At 74.6% G+C, this 12,210-nt stretch carries 10 protein-coding genes and 2 pseudogenes; 9 read left to right on the top strand and 3 right to left on the bottom strand.

Annotated elements, in window-relative coordinates:
• Positions 1-263 precede the first annotated feature (263 nt).
• Together ACGF0D_RS34110 and ACGF0D_RS34115 are read left to right on the top strand one after the other, a co-directional pair.
• Positions 264-1,679 (top strand): annotated as a pseudogene (locus ACGF0D_RS34110) (hypothetical protein); the annotation flags it as partial.
• Positions 1,671-2,385: pseudogene (locus ACGF0D_RS34115) on the top strand (hypothetical protein); the annotation flags it as partial. The pseudogenes ACGF0D_RS34110 and ACGF0D_RS34115, both read left to right, overlap by 9 nt.
• A gap of 359 nt (positions 2,386-2,744) precedes the next feature.
• Here ACGF0D_RS34115 and ACGF0D_RS34120 read toward each other — a convergent pair.
• On the bottom strand, positions 2,745-4,115 hold the full coding sequence (locus tag ACGF0D_RS34120; protein WP_392882719.1) for a DUF1015 family protein: 1,371 nt from the start codon (positions 4,113-4,115) through the stop codon (positions 2,745-2,747).
• A gap of 92 nt (positions 4,116-4,207) precedes the next feature.
• Between ACGF0D_RS34120 and ACGF0D_RS34125 the strand changes: the two genes are divergently transcribed.
• Both ACGF0D_RS34125 and ACGF0D_RS34130 read left to right on the top strand, forming a co-directional pair.
• The gene (locus ACGF0D_RS34125; RefSeq protein WP_392922863.1) at positions 4,208-4,891 is read left to right on the top strand and encodes a tetratricopeptide repeat protein; all 684 of its coding nucleotides are present in this window, start codon (positions 4,208-4,210) and stop codon (positions 4,889-4,891) included.
• 144 nt (positions 4,892-5,035) lie between these two features.
• Entirely contained in the window at positions 5,036-6,073 is a 1,038-nt protein-coding gene (locus ACGF0D_RS34130; protein ID WP_392922865.1) for an HAD-IIA family hydrolase, read from the top strand.
• Positions 6,074-6,197: 124 nt separating this feature from the next.
• Here ACGF0D_RS34130 and ACGF0D_RS34135 read toward each other — a convergent pair whose 3' ends face one another.
• Positions 6,198-6,545, bottom strand: coding sequence for an SCP2 sterol-binding domain-containing protein (locus ACGF0D_RS34135; RefSeq protein ID WP_392882727.1), 348 nt, complete (start codon positions 6,543-6,545; stop codon positions 6,198-6,200).
• A 179-nt stretch (positions 6,546-6,724) separates the two neighbouring features.
• Between ACGF0D_RS34135 and ACGF0D_RS34140 the strand changes: the two genes are divergently transcribed.
• The 4 genes from ACGF0D_RS34140 (at position 6,725) to ACGF0D_RS34155 (ending at position 9,695) form a co-directional block, all read left to right on the top strand.
• The gene (locus ACGF0D_RS34140; RefSeq protein ID WP_392922867.1) at positions 6,725-7,579 is read left to right on the top strand and encodes a hypothetical protein; all 855 of its coding nucleotides are present in this window, start codon (positions 6,725-6,727) and stop codon (positions 7,577-7,579) included.
• On the top strand, positions 7,563-7,853 hold the full coding sequence (locus ACGF0D_RS34145; protein WP_392922870.1) for a hypothetical protein: 291 nt from the start codon (positions 7,563-7,565) through the stop codon (positions 7,851-7,853). Before ACGF0D_RS34140 ends, ACGF0D_RS34145 begins: the two co-directional genes overlap by 17 nt.
• Before the next feature lie 36 nt (positions 7,854-7,889).
• On the top strand, positions 7,890-8,696 hold the full coding sequence (locus ACGF0D_RS34150) for a TlyA family RNA methyltransferase (protein ID WP_392922917.1): 807 nt from the start codon (positions 7,890-7,892) through the stop codon (positions 8,694-8,696).
• A gap of 93 nt (positions 8,697-8,789) precedes the next feature.
• Positions 8,790-9,695, top strand: a complete 906-nt coding sequence (locus tag ACGF0D_RS34155) for an NAD kinase (protein ID WP_392882735.1) — start codon at positions 8,790-8,792, stop codon at positions 9,693-9,695.
• A gap of 110 nt (positions 9,696-9,805) precedes the next feature.
• Here the strand turns inward: ACGF0D_RS34155 and ACGF0D_RS34160 are convergent, their stop codons facing one another.
• Positions 9,806-11,305 (bottom strand): PLP-dependent aminotransferase family protein, encoded by a 1,500-nt coding sequence (locus ACGF0D_RS34160; protein WP_392882736.1) that lies wholly within the window; start codon positions 11,303-11,305, stop codon positions 9,806-9,808.
• A gap of 333 nt (positions 11,306-11,638) precedes the next feature.
• Here ACGF0D_RS34160 and ACGF0D_RS34165 point away from each other — a divergent pair, with 333 nt between their 5' ends.
• Complete coding sequence (locus ACGF0D_RS34165) at positions 11,639-12,184, top strand: YitT family protein (protein ID WP_392922919.1); 546 nt, start codon at positions 11,639-11,641, stop codon at positions 12,182-12,184.
• The last annotated feature ends 26 nt before the right edge of the window (positions 12,185-12,210 follow it).

A 12,210-nucleotide genomic window follows, 5' to 3' on the forward strand; every position in this document is an offset into this window, starting at 1 on the left:
GCCGATGGTACTGCAGGGGGGACCCTGTGGGAGAGTAGGACGCCGCCGAACAATTATTCAAGGCCGCGGCCCCCGCGACTCGCTGGGGCCGCGGCCTTTTTGTGTTTTGCGAACGTGAAGAAGGCCGGCAGATCCGGGACTTCCGCCCAGACGCGGAGGGTCCGGGCATGCCGGACAATGGAGAAGGTACGCGGGCCAGCAGGCCGGCGTCGAAACCGCGTGGCGGCAGCGAAGTTGCTCGCTCGGCCCGCGGTTGAGCTGAAGCAGCAGAAGGAGTCACCACGATGTCGAACCAGCCCCAGGACCGTCCCGAGCGCCGATCGGACGACGGCCGAGGCTACGAGCCCCGGTCCCGTGGCGGCTGGTCCAACGACCGTGGCGGCCGTCGCGATGACCGCCGTGACGACCGTCCGGCCGGCGGTGGCTTCCGCCGCGATGACCGCCCGTCCGGTGGTTTCCGTCGTGACGACCGTGACGAGCGTCCGCGTCGTGACGACCGCCCGTCGGGCGGGTACGGCCGCGACCGCGACGACCGCGGCGGCGAGCGCGGCGGCTTCCGCCGTGACGACCGCCAGGGCGGCGGCTTCAACCGCGACCGCGGCGACCGTCCGTCGGGCGGGTACGGCCGCGACCGCGACGACCGCGGCGGCGACCGCGGCGGTTTCCGTCGCGATGACCGTCCCTCCGGTGGTTTCAACCGTGACCGTGACGACCGTGGCGGTTTCCGTCGTGACGACCGTCCGGCCGGCGGTGGCTTCCGCCGCGACGACCGCCCGTCCGGTGGTTTCCGTCGCGACGACCGTGACGACCGTCCGCGTCGTGACGACCGCCCGTCGGGCGGGTACGGCCGCGACCGCGACGACCGCGGCGGCGAGCGCGGCGGCTTCCGCCGTGACGACCGCCAGAGCGGCGGCTTCAACCGCGACCGCGGCGACCGTCCGTCGGGTGGTTTCAACCGTGACCGCGACGACCGTGGCGGCGACCGCGGTGGTTTCCGTCGTGACGACCGTCCGGCCGGCGGTGGCTTCCGTCGCGATGACCGTCCGGGTGGTTTCCGTCGTGACGACCGTGACGAGCGTCCGCGTCGTGACGACCGTCCGTCGGGCGGGTACGGCCGCGACCGTGACGACCGTGGTGGCGAGCGCGGCGGTTTCCGCCGTGACGACCGCCAGGGCGGCGGCTTCAACCGCGACCGTGACGAGCGCGGCGGTGACCGCGGCGGCTTCCGTCGCGACGACCGCCCGTCCGGTGGGTTCCGCCGGGATGACCGTCCCTCCGGTGGTTTCAACCGTGACCGTGACGACCGTGGCGGTTTCCGTCGTGACGACCGTCCGGCCGGCGGTGGCTTCCGTCGCGATGACCGTCCGGGTGGTTTCCGTCGTGACGACCGTGACGAGCGTCCGCGTCGTGACGACCGCCCGTCGGGCGGGTACGGCCGCGACCGCGACGACCGTGGTGGCGAGCGCGGCGGTTTCCGCCGTGACGACCGCCAGGGCGGCGGCTTCAACCGCGACCGTGACGACCGCGGCGGCTTCCGTCGCGACGACCGTGGTGGCGACCGTGGCGGTTTCCGTCGTGACGACCGCCAGGGCGGCGGCTACCGCCGGGACCGGGACGACCGCGGCGGTGACCGTCGGGACTACGACGACCGCCGGGGCAACTACGAGCCCGTCAAGCGTCTGCCGATCCCGGAGGACGTCACCGGCTTTGAGCTGGACGCGGACGTGCGTCAGGAGCTCAAGAGCCTGCCCAAGACCCTCGCGGACGACGTCGCCCGCAACCTGGTGATGGTGGCCCGCCTGCTCGACAGCGAGCCGGAGGAGGCCTACCAGTACTCGCGTGTCGCGCTCCGTCTGGCCTCCCGCGTGGCCGCCGTCCGTGAGGCCGCCGGTTTCGCCTCGTACATGACGCAGCGCTACTCCGAGGCGCTGACCGAGTTCCGTGCCGCCCGTCGGATGACCGGCCGTGCGGACCTGTGGCCGGTGATGGCCGACTGCGAGCGCGGTCTGGGCCGCCCGGAGCGGGCGCTGGCGATGGCCGGTGAGCCCGAGGTGAAGCAGCTGGACAAGGCCGGCCAGGTCGAGATGCGCCTGGTGGCGGCCGGTGCCCGCACCGACATGGAGCAGTTCGACGCCGCCGTGGTGACGCTGCAGAGCCCGGAGCTGGCCTCCAGCACCGTGCACGCGTGGACCGCTCGCCTGCGGTACGCCTACGCCGAGGCCCTGATCGCGGCCGGCCGCGCCGACGAGGCCCGTGACTGGTTCGCCAAGGCCGCCGAGGCCGACACCGACGGCACCACCAACGCCTCGGAGCGGCTGGCCGAGATCGACGGCGTGGAGTTCACCGACACTCTCGACCCGGAGCTGGACGAGGACGAGGCCGAGTCGGTCGACGCCCCGGCGAAGAAGCGTGGTGGCGGCGACAACGCCGACGACCGCGTGATCTTCGAGGACGAGGAGGACGTCGAGGAGTACTACGACGAGGACGACCTCGAGATCGACGACGACTTCGACGGCGTCGTCCCCGAGCGTGCCCAGGACGCCGAGGACCGCAAGGCCGAGGAGTCCAAGGCCGAGGAGACCGAGGCCGAGGAGACCGAGGCCGCCAAGGTCAAGGCCGACGCCGACGCCGACAAGAGCTGATCAGCTCCCCGGTCAACGCCGTGAGGCCCTGCCGTTTCCCGGAACTTCGGGAACGGCAGGGCCTCACGGCGTTCGGGCCTGGGTCGGGCCGACGGCGCGGTGTCAGCCCAGCGCGAGGTTGCGCAGCACCAGCCCGGTGGCCGGCTTCGGTCCGAAGGAGGTCGACTTGCGCGGCATGGTGACGCCCTGCTCGGCGAGCCGTCGCACCACGGACTCCCGGACCGGGTGCAGCAGGACGGCGGTGCCGCCGGTGCGCGCGGCCTCCTGTTCGGCGGCCACGGCGGTGTGCAGGTAGCCGATGTCGTCCGGGCCGTCGGGGACGTGCCAGGTGTGGTCGAGCAGGGTGGCGTGCAGGACGGTGGCGTCCAGGTGACGCCACTCCTCGGGTCTGCCGTGCGGCACGGTGGCGTCGAGCAGGGATTCCTCGGGCTCGCCGAGCAGCCAGTAGACGCCGTCGCCTCCGGTGACGACGAAGCCGTTGCCGCCGTGCCGCTTCTGCTCGGCGAGGGCCTGGAGCGCGGCGGACAGCGGTCCCGGGACCTCCTTGACCTTCCACTGGTCGCCGAGCCGCTCCAGCGCCTCGGCCACAGGCAGCCGGTACAGCACGCGGTGGATGGCGCGGACCCGCAGCGGGTAGCGGGCGGTGTCCACCAGGAGCACCATGCCGCGGTCCCAGGGGCTGCGCGGCAGGTGGCGGTGCTCGCGCTGGAGGCGCAGGTACATCTCCCAGCGGTGGTGGCCGTCGGCGATCAGCGCCCGGCAGGTGGCGAGGTCGCGGCTGATCTCGGCGATCTCGGCCGGGTCGGTGACCGCCCACAGCCGGTGGTGGGTCCCGTCGCTGGTGGCGGTGGAGAGCAGCGGCTCGCGTTCGACCGTCCGCTCGATCACGCCGGAGGCGCCGCCGTTGCCCCGGTAGGTGAGCAGCAGCGGTTCCAGGTTGGCGCGGGTGGTGCGCATCAGGCCGACCCGGTCGGCGACCGGCCGCGGCATCACGTCCTCGTGCGGGAGCACCACGCCGCCTTCGCGGCCGCTCACGGCGAGGGCACCGATCAGGCCGCGCTGGAGCAGCTCGGGGGAGTCGTCGGTGGCCGGCACCCGCTGCTCGTAGACGTAGAGCGCGGGCTCGGGGTCGGCGGCCAGGACGCCCTCGCGCTGCCAGGCGGCCAGCAGCCGGGCGGCGTGCCGGTAGCGGGTGTCGCGGTCGGGGCGGTCGCCGGCGTCCTCGGGCTCCGGCCTGGGCAGGATCAGCCGGACCACGTTGTGGGGGTCGGCGGTCTCCAGGTCGAGCCGGCGGCCCGGGTCCACGACGTCGTACGGCGGGGACGTCACCGCGGCCAGGGTGCCGACCCGGTCGGGGACGTAGCGCAGGCCGCGGAAGGGGGACAGGGACAGGCCGGCGGTGGCGACGTGCCCGGGATCGCCGGGGCCGCCCTCGGGAGTCTCGACTCCGTCTTCTGCACTGGGTGTGCTCATTCTGGGCATCGTAACCGGGTACGCGTTGTTGAGAGATCGGAATGCCTGCGCCGGGTTGTGGGGCGGGTGTGGGACCGAGGGCGAGGTACGGCATGGACGACGGGCAGGAACGGGTGGACGGCGGCGGCCCGGCCGAGTCGGGCGGGCCGGTGGGTGCCGCCCGCGGGGACGCTCCGGCCGACGGCGTACCGGACCGCGCACCGGGCGACGGCGCATCGGTCGGTGGGGCTCCGGGCGGTGGCGCGCCGGTCGGCGGGGTGCCGCCGCAGAGCCGCTCCGGCGAGCCCGCCGGGGACGTGTACGAGTGGTTCCGCCGGGGAGCCCGGCTGCTGGCCCAGGGGCATCCGGCGGCCGCCGAGCAGCTGCTCGCCCGGGCGGTGGCGGCCGAGCCGCACTCGCGCAGCATTCGGGAGGCGCTGGCGCGGGCCCAGTTCGACGCGGGCTCGTACGCGGCGGCGCTGGAGAACTTCCGCGCCGTGGCGCTGGCGGATCCGGCGGACGACTACGCTCAGTTCGGGTGGGGAGTCGCGGCGGCCCGGCTGGGCGACTTCGAGACCTCCGCCGAGCACCTGGCGCTGGCCGTGGCGATGCGGCCGGAGTCCGACCACTACCGGCAGGCGCTGCGGCAGACCCGGGCGACCCTGGCGGCCCGTGCGGGGGCCTACGGCCCGCTGCTGCCGGGAGCACCCGGGTACGTGGCGCCCCCGGCGGACGCCGGGGACCCGGCCGGCGGAACGGCGGACGACGCCGGTGCCGGCACCGACAGCGGCGCCTGACCGGGCGGACGCCGTTGACGTACGACGCGGTGCGTCACGGACGAGGCGACCCGTACGCGGCGACCCGTACGCCGGAACGTACGACGCAGTGGAAGCAGTGCACGCAGCAGTGAACGACGACGCAGTGAATGAGGTAGCGCAGCCATGACCGAGACGGCCACCCCCGTGCGACGGACCGCCCCCGGCGGCAGCGAGCGGCCGCTGACCGACGCCTACGACACCGCGCTGCTGGACCTGGACGGCGTGGTCTACACGGGCGCGCACGCGATCGAGCACGCGGTGGAGGCACTGGACGCCGCCCGGACGGCCGGGATGCGGCTCGCGTACGTGACCAACAACGCCTCCCGCCCGCCGCGGGTGGTGGCCGAGCACCTGACCGAGCTCGGCATCCCGGCCGAGCCCTCCGACGTGATCAACTCGGCCCAGGCCGCCGCCCGGCTGATCGCCGAGAAGGTGCCGGCCGGCTCGAAGGTGCTGGTCGTGGGCGGTCTCGGGCTGGAGGAGGCGCTGGCCGAGCTGGGCCTGATCGCGGTCCGCTCGCTGGCCGACGGGCCGCTCGCGGTGGTGCAGGGCTTCGATCCTTCGGTGGGGTGGACGGACCTCGCGGAGGCCTCGTACGCGGTGCAGAGCGGACTGCCCTGGGTGGCGTCCAACCTGGATCTGACGGTGCCGAGGGCCCGCGGCATCGCGCCCGGCAACGGCACCCTGGTGGCGGCGGTGCGGGCGGCGACCGGGGTGGAGCCGGAGGTGGCGGGCAAGCCGCTGCCGCCGATGCACCGGGAGACGGTGCTGCGCACCGGCGCGGAGCGGCCGCTGGTGGTCGGCGACCGGCTGGACACCGACATCGAGGGCGCGTTCAACGGCGGGGTGGACAGCCTGCTGGTGTTCACCGGCGTGACCACCCCGGAGCAGCTGCTGTCGGCCCCGGTCGAGCACCGGCCGACGTACCTGGCGGAGGACCTGCGCGGACTGCTCGTCCCGCACCCGGAGGTGACGGCCGTCGACGGCGGCTTCGCGTGCGGCGGCCTGGTCGCGGGCGTGGAGGCCGGTGTGCTGCGGCTGTCCGGTGCCGGGGACCGCTGGGACGGCCTGCGGGCGCTGTGCGCGGCGGCGTGGACGGTGCTGGACGCGGGCGGTGCGCCGGTGGACGGCCGTAAGTCGCTGGCCGACCTCGGGTTCTGAGGACGGTTCCGCGGTCGACGGGGGCCGCCCTCGGCTGAGCCCGGCTCGGTGGCCCCTGCTCCGATGCCCGGTCCGGTCCGGTCCGGTGCCCGGTCCGGGAACGCCAGGTTCGGCGGTGCCGGGTTCAGAGCAGGGTGCGTAGCCGCAGCAGGTCGCGGAAGCCCGCCTCCAGCCTGACCCGGCCGCTCGCCCACGCGGAGGCGAAGTTGAGCCCGCCGCCGACCATCGCGACCAGGTCGTCGCTGCTCATGGTGAGCCGGATCGCCGCCTTCCCGGCCGGGGGGCCGGGGGCGGCGACCATGTCCTGGATGCGGCCGTCGCGCAGCCGCCCGGTGAAGGTCAGGTCGAGGTCGGTGATCCGGCAGCTGAGCGAGCGGTCGAGGGCGGCGGCCTTGCGGACGTCGCCGGTGGACTTCGCCATGTTCCGGCTGAGCTGCTCCAGTGCCTCCCGGCACTCCTCGGCGTTCGCCACGGGGCGGCTCCCTCCCCCGGTCGCTGCGGTGCTGACTGCGGGCCACGGTACCTCAGGAGGGTTTTGGCGGTAGCGTCGTCAGTGGGGTGCCCGCGACGGCGCCCGGGTACTGAGGGCGACGGAGCGACGCGCGTAGGCGATTGGGAGGCACCCGGATGCTGCCGAGGACGGTTCGGGGAGTGGTGGAGACCGCCGCCGGGGTGGTCGAGGAGGTCGGCAAGATGGTCGTCGGGACGGCGACCTCGATCCTGGAGAAGGCCGGGGTCGATGTCGCCGGGGTCGAGCGCCGGCTGGGCGGTCAGTTCCCGCCGTCCGTGGAGACCTTGCAGACCCTGGCCGGGGAGGCGGTCACCGCCGGGCGCGCCGGGGTGGACCTGGCGGTCGGCGTGGCGCGCAACGAGGCGGAGAAGGTCTTCGAGAAGGTCGGCGACCAGGTCACCAAGGTCGGCGTGGTGCTGGCGTATCTGGAGACCAAGCTGCGCGAGGTCGAGGAGGAGGCCCCGGCGGCCGCGTCCGGGCCGGGGGCGTACGAGGCCGAGGAGCCGGTGCCGGCGCCGCGGGCCGGCGACCTGTTCGGGCGCGGTTGGGAGTTCGAGGAGGAGCGGTCGGCCGCCCGGACGGCGGACGAGCCGATAGTCGCCGAGCGGGTGGAGGTGGACGAGCCGGTCGAGGTCGATCCGCCGGTCCCGCCGGTGTCGGTGACCGCCCAGGCCCCGAAGGAGGAGGCCGCCGCTGCGCCGGAGACCGCTGCCGCGGGGAAGAGCACCGCCGCGAAGGACACGGCTGCGAAGGGAACGGCGAAGTCCGCGGCCAAGAAGTCCGCGGCCAAGAAGAGCGCGGCGAAGAAGACGGCGGCGCCCGAGAGGGCGACGGCCAAGAAGGCCGCCGCGAAGAAGACGACCACCGTGAAGAAGACCGCCACCGCCAAGCAGGCCGAGGCCCAGCCGGGGACGCCCGCGAAGCGTGCGGCGACCAGGAAGACCACCGTCCGCAAGGCCACCAGCACGAAGAAGCCCGATGCCCACGACGAGTGAACCGCCCGCGGCCGCCCGCCCGCCCGAGCCTTCCCGCCTTCCCGAGCCCGTACGGGACACCGAGCCCGTCCGGGATGCCCAGCCGCTGGGTGTCGAGCCGCTGGGCACCGAGCCGCTGGGCGTCGAGCTGGCGCCCACGGGCCACCCCGGCGTGGACGCGGGCCTGGCCCGGCTGGAGGCCTTGGACGGGGTCCCGGCCGAGGCACACGTCGCGGTGTACGAAGATGTTCACCAGCGGCTCGTCGACACACTGGCCGCGCTCGACCAGGAATGACCCGCAGGATCCGTAGGAGCTGAAACACCAGTGGCAGTGGCACGACGCCGACTCGACGCGGAACTGGTCCGCCGCAAGCTGGCCCGATCGCGTGAGCACGCGTCCGAGCTGATCGCCGCCGGGCGGGTGACCGTCGGCGGCACCACCGCGACCAAGCCGGCCACCCAGGTGGAGACCTCGGCGGCGGTCGTGGTGGCGAAGGACGACAACGACCCCGACTACGTCTCGCGCGGCGGCCACAAGCTCGCCGGCGCGTTCGCGGCCTTCGTGCCGCAGGGCCTGGTGGTCGAGGGCCGCCGGGCGCTGGACGCCGGCGCCTCCACCGGCGGGTTCACCGACGTGCTGCTGCGCGCCGGGGCCGCGCACGTGCTGGCGGTGGACGTCGGTTACGGGCAGCTCGCCTGGTCGCTGCAGAGCGACGAGCGGGTCACGGTGATGGACCGCACCAATGTGCGCGAGCTGACCCCGGACCTGATCGGCGGCACCCTGGTGGACCTGGTGGTGGGCGACCTGTCGTTCATCTCGCTGGGTCTGGTGCTCCCGGCGCTCGCCTCCTGCGCGGCCGAGGACGCGGACCTGGTGCTGATGGTCAAGCCCCAGTTCGAGATCGGCAAGGAGCGTCTGGGCAGCGGCGGGGTGGTGCGCAGCCCGCAGCTGCGCGCCGAGATGGTGCGCCAGGTTGCGGGGCAGGCGTGGGAGCTTGGGCTGGGCGTGCGCGCGGTGACCGCGAGCCCCCTGCCGGGGCCGTCCGGCAATGTCGAGTACTTCCTCTGGCTGCGCCGGGACGCTCCTCAGCTGGACCCCGCGGAGGCGGACCGGGCCGTGGCGGAGGGGCCCCGGTAGGGTGCCTTGCGAGCGTCCGGCGCGTCATGTCGTATGGCGCGGCCGCACCGGGGCCAAGGGCGACCCGGTAGGCGTTAGGGAGAGGGCAGCGGCATGAGCGATGAAGAACGTACGGTCTTCCTGATCGCGCACACCGGCCGGGAGGCGGCGCTGCGCAGCGTCGAGGGTCTGGTGCACGGGCTGCTGAAGGCGGGGCTCCGGATCAGACTGCTGGAGGCCGAGGCGGTGGACCTGGATCTGCCGGAGGGCGTCGAGAAGGTGTCCGAGGGCCCCGGGGCGGCGGACGGCTGCGAGCTGATCCTGGTGGCCGGCGGGGACGGGACGCTGCTGCGCGGGGCGGAGCTGGCGCGTTCGCACGGGCTGCCGATGCTCGGGATCAACCTGGGCCGGGTGGGCTTCCTCGCCGAGGCCGAGCGGGACGACCTGGCCGTGGTGGTCGAGCGGGTGGTGGACGCCGACTACGAGGTCGAGGAGCGGATGACGATCGACGTCATCGTCCGCACCAACGGCGATGTGGTGCACGAGGACTGGGCGCTGAACGAGGCCTCGATCGAGAAGGCGTCCCGGGAGCGGATGCTGGAGGTGGTGACCGAGGTGGACGGCCGTCCGGTCTCCAACTTCGGCTGTGACGGCGTGGTGTGTGCGACGCCGACCGGCTCCACCGCGTACGCGTTCTCCGGTGGCGGGCCGGTGGTGTGGCCGGAGGTGGAGGCGCTGCTGATGGTGCCGATCTCCGCGCACGCGCTGTTCGCGCGCCCGCTGGTGACCTCGCCGGAGTCGGTGCTGGCGGTGGAGGTGCAGCCCAAGACCCCGCACGGCGTGCTCTGGTGCGACGGGCGGCGTTCGGTCGAACTGCCCGCCGGGGCACGGGTGGAGGTACGTCGGGGTCGGACCCCGGTGCGGCTGGCCAGACTGCACCGGGCGCCGTTCACCGACCGGCTGGTGGCCAAGTTCGCGCTGCCGGTGACGGGTTGGCGCGGCCGGGCCGACCACCACTAGCGCCGGTCGACGGCCGTACGGTCGGCCGACGCCCGTACACATGTGCCGAATCCGGTGCGCGCCAAGGCCTTTCACCCGGCCTGGGGCGCGCACCGGATGCTGACTTGTCGTCAGACGGCCAGTGGCTGGGCCTCGTCGGCCGGTTCGAGCCGTCCGCCGTTCGCGGCGTGGGCGGCCAGGGCAGCGAGGCGTTCCACGGCGGCGGGGACGGTCGAGGCGGGCACGGTGACCGGCAGGCGGATGTGGTGCTCGAAGGCGCCGTCCACGCCGAAGCGGTTGCCCGAGGCGATCCGGACCCCGCCGCGCTCCCCGGCCCGGGCCAGTGCCGCGCCGGACAGGCCGTCGGTGGAGACCCACAGGGACAGGCCGCCGGGCGGCATGGTGAAACTCCATCCGGGCAGCCGTTCGGGCAGAGCGGCGGCGAAGGCCTGCGCGGTGGCCCGCAGCCGGGTCAGCTGGTGCTCCCGGACGTCGGGCAGCAGTTCGCCCAGCAGTTCGGCGGCGATCAGCTGGTCCAGTACCGGGGTGCCGACGTCGCTGTAGACCCGCTCGGTGGCCAGCCGGCGCACCAGCGCGGGCGCGGCCCTGACCCAGCCGATCCGCAGCCCGCCCCAGAGCAGCTTGCCCGCCGAGCCGACGGTGACCACCTGGGCGGAGCGGTCCAGTGCCGCCATGGGGCGCGGCAGCGGTGTGGACGGCGGTACGCCCCAGCCGAGTTCGGCGGTGGTCTCGTCGGCGAGCACGATGCTCCCGGCGGCCCGGGCGGCGGCCAGCAGCCGGCGGCGCTGCTCCTCGTCGATCAGCGCGCCGGTCGGGTTGTGGAAGTCCGGGATCACGTAGGCGACCTTGGGGCCGGCGCCGCGCAGCACCCGCCGCCACTCGTCGAGGTCCCAGGAGGGCTGCGGAGTCCACGCGTACGGCACCGGGACCAGGCGCGCGCCGGTCAGCCGCAGGGCCTGCAGGGTGTTCGCGTAGCTGGGCGCCTCGACGGCGACCCGGTCGCCGCGGCCGATCAGCGCCCGCTGGACCAGGTGCAGGCCGCCCATGGCGCCGGTGGTGATCAGGATCTGGTCGGGGGTGGTGGGCAGTCCGCGCTCGGTGAAGCGGCGGGCGACGGCCTCGCGCAGCACCGGGACGCCGGTGGGGTAGTGGCCGTGTCCGGCGGTGTAGTGCGGCAGCTGTTCGACGGCCCGGGCGGCGGCCTGGCCGACCCAGGGCTGCGGGGCGGGCGGGGCGGCGACGCCGAGGTCCAGGATGCGGCCCTGCTCGTCCGGCGGGACGGGGTGCAGCGCCTCGCTGGGCGGCGGGGCGCCCTCGGGCAGGGCGGTCCAGCTGCCGGCGCCGCGCCGGCTGCGCAGGTAGCCGTCGCCGCGCAGGGTCTCGTACGCGGTGGCGACGGTGGTGCGGCTCATCGCCAGGGCGGTGGCCAGCTCGCGTTCGGCGGGCAGCCGGGCGCCGACCGGCAGCCGGCCCTCGGTGACCAGCAGCCGGATCTGTCCGGCCAGGGTGCGGTAGGCGGGGCGGCGGGCGGCGGCCGGCTCGGGGAGCCGGGCGGTGGCGAGCAGCCGGGCCAGGGCGGGCGGGGTGACGGTGGTGTGCCAGTCGGCCATGGCGATCAGTCCACTTGCTCGGTATTGGCCCTGGAGTGGGTCGTATTGGCCTGGCCATCATGGCAGGGCGGCCATGCTGGCCGCCACCACCGGGAGCCCCGGTGGTGCAGCACCACCGCAGGAGCACCATTGGCCACCGCGACCACACCGCCGACGCCGGCCGCCGCCTCGACCGCACCGCCACCGACGTCGGACTTCGCCACGCCCGTACCGGCCGCGTCGGTCGCCGCCGCCCGGGGTGCCGGCCTCGCCGTTCGGGTGCTCGGTGACACCCGGGCCCTGGGCCGCCGGATCCCGCAGCTGTTCGCCGGCCTCGCCCTGTACGGCGTGAGCATGGCGCTGATGCTCCGCTCCGGCCTCGGCCTCGACCCCTGGGACGTCCTGCACCAGGGCCTGCAGCGCACCGTCGGGCTCTCGGTCGGCGGCTGGGTGACGATCTGCGGCGCCCTCGTCCTGCTGCTGTGGATCCCGCTGCGCCAGCGCCCGGGCCTGGGCACCGTCGCCAACGTGCTGGTGATCGGCGCGGCCATGGATCTCACCCTGGAGGCCCTCGGCAGCCCCGGCTCCCTGCCCGCGCGGATCGCGCTGTCGGCCGCGGCGATCGCCCTCAACGGCCTGGCCACCGGCCTCTACATCGGCGCCCGGCTCGGCCCCGGCCCGCGCGACGGCCTGATGACCGGCCTGCACCGGCGCACCGGACGTTCGCTGCGGCTGATCCGCACCGGCATCGAGGTGACGGTCCTCACCGTCGGCCTGCTGCTCGGCGGCACCGTCGGGGTCGGCACCGTCGCGTACGCGCTGGCCATCGGCCCGATGGTGCAGCTCTTCCTGCCCTGGTGCACGGTGCCGGTGCCCGCCGGGGACTCCCGGAAGGGGTGAACTTCGGGGCACGGAGTTGCCGCGCG

Source organism: Kitasatospora sp. NPDC048298, from assembly GCF_043201465.1.
GTDB lineage: Bacteria > Actinomycetota > Actinomycetes > Streptomycetales > Streptomycetaceae > Kitasatospora.

Bases quoted from the DNA above. Each gene is read 5' to 3' on its own strand.
- ACGF0D_RS34145 (WP_392922870.1), top strand. From the start codon at position 7,563: ATGCCCACGACGAGTGAACCGCCCGCGGCCGCCCGCCCGCCCGAGCCT.
- ACGF0D_RS34155 (WP_392882735.1), top strand. From the start codon at position 8,790: ATGAGCGATGAAGAACGTACGGTCTTCCTGATCGCGCACACCGGCCGG.
- ACGF0D_RS34130 (WP_392922865.1), top strand. From the start codon at position 5,036: ATGACCGAGACGGCCACCCCCGTGCGACGGACCGCCCCCGGCGGCAGC.
- ACGF0D_RS34160 (WP_392882736.1), bottom strand. From the start codon at position 11,305: ATGGCCGACTGGCACACCACCGTCACCCCGCCCGCCCTGGCCCGGCTG.
- ACGF0D_RS34120 (WP_392882719.1), bottom strand. From the start codon at position 4,115: ATGAGCACACCCAGTGCAGAAGACGGAGTCGAGACTCCCGAGGGCGGC.
- ACGF0D_RS34125 (WP_392922863.1), top strand. From the start codon at position 4,208: ATGGACGACGGGCAGGAACGGGTGGACGGCGGCGGCCCGGCCGAGTCG.
- ACGF0D_RS34165 (WP_392922919.1), top strand. From the start codon at position 11,639: ATGGCGCTGATGCTCCGCTCCGGCCTCGGCCTCGACCCCTGGGACGTC.